2 protein-coding genes are annotated in these 960 nt (G+C 67.7%); both read right to left on the bottom strand.

Annotated elements, in window-relative coordinates; genetic code table 11:
- The coding region (locus tag EOA27_RS38035; RefSeq protein WP_127258917.1) for an ATP-binding cassette domain-containing protein at positions 1-457 on the bottom strand (457 nt) is incomplete at its 3' end.
- On the bottom strand, positions 454-960 hold a 507-nt coding region (gene modB / locus EOA27_RS38040), incomplete at its 5' end, for a molybdate ABC transporter permease subunit (RefSeq protein ID WP_127258919.1). The genes EOA27_RS38035 and modB, both read right to left, overlap by 4 nt.

Below are 960 nucleotides of genomic sequence, written 5' to 3' on the forward strand. Positions count from 1 at the left end.
GTTTCGGGCTGGCAAGCAGGGCACGGCCGATCGCGACGCGCTGCTTCTCGCCGCCCGACAGTTTCGCCGGCCGCCGGTCGAGGAGATGACCGATGCCGAGCAGCTCGACCACCGCATCCATCTTGGCGTAGCGCTCGGAAGCCGGCGTGAACCAGCGGCCATAGCGCAGATTGCCGGCGACGCTCATATGCGGGAACAGCCGCGCATCCTGGAACACCATGCCGATCCGCCGCCTGTGCATCGGCACGAAGATGCGCGCTTCAGTATCGGCCAGCACCCGCCCATCGACGGCAATGCGGCCCTTGTCCGGGCGGATCAGCCCCGCGATCAGTTTGATCAGCGTCGACTTGCCCGAGCCGGAAGGCCCGAACAGCGCCGTCAGCCGCCCGGCGCTGTCGAAACGCGCTTCCACGGCGAAGTCGCCCAGGCGATGGCGGATGTCGACCGAGAGCATCATTCGATGTCCATCCGCCGGCCGACGCGCCGCGCCAGCACCTCCGAGGCGACGAGCGCGACCATCGAGATGACGATCGAGATCAGCGTCAGCCTGAGCGCGCCCTCATCGCCGCCGGGCACCTGTGTGAAGGTGTAGATCGCCGAGGGCAAAGTCTGCGTCTCATTGGGGATGTTGGAGACGAAGGTGATGGTGGCGCCGAACTCGCCCATCGCCTTGGCGAAGGAAAGGATCGCACCCGCAATCAGGCCGGGCAGGATCAGCGGCAGCGTGATGGTGGCGAACACCCAGAGCGGATTGGCGCCGAGCGTGCCGGCCGCGGCCTCGATTCTGCGGTCGACGGCCTCGATCGACAGCCGGATCGCCCGCACCATCAGCGGAAAGCCCATGACGCCGCAGGCCAGCGCCGCGCCGGTCCAGCGGAACGAAAAGACGATGCCGAAATGCTCGGCAAGAAAGGCGCCGGCCGGCCCGCGCCGGCCGAAGGTGAGCAGGAGCAGATAGCC

The organism is Mesorhizobium sp. M2A.F.Ca.ET.037.01.1.1 (assembly GCF_003998075.1).
Lineage (GTDB): Bacteria > Pseudomonadota > Alphaproteobacteria > Rhizobiales > Rhizobiaceae > Mesorhizobium.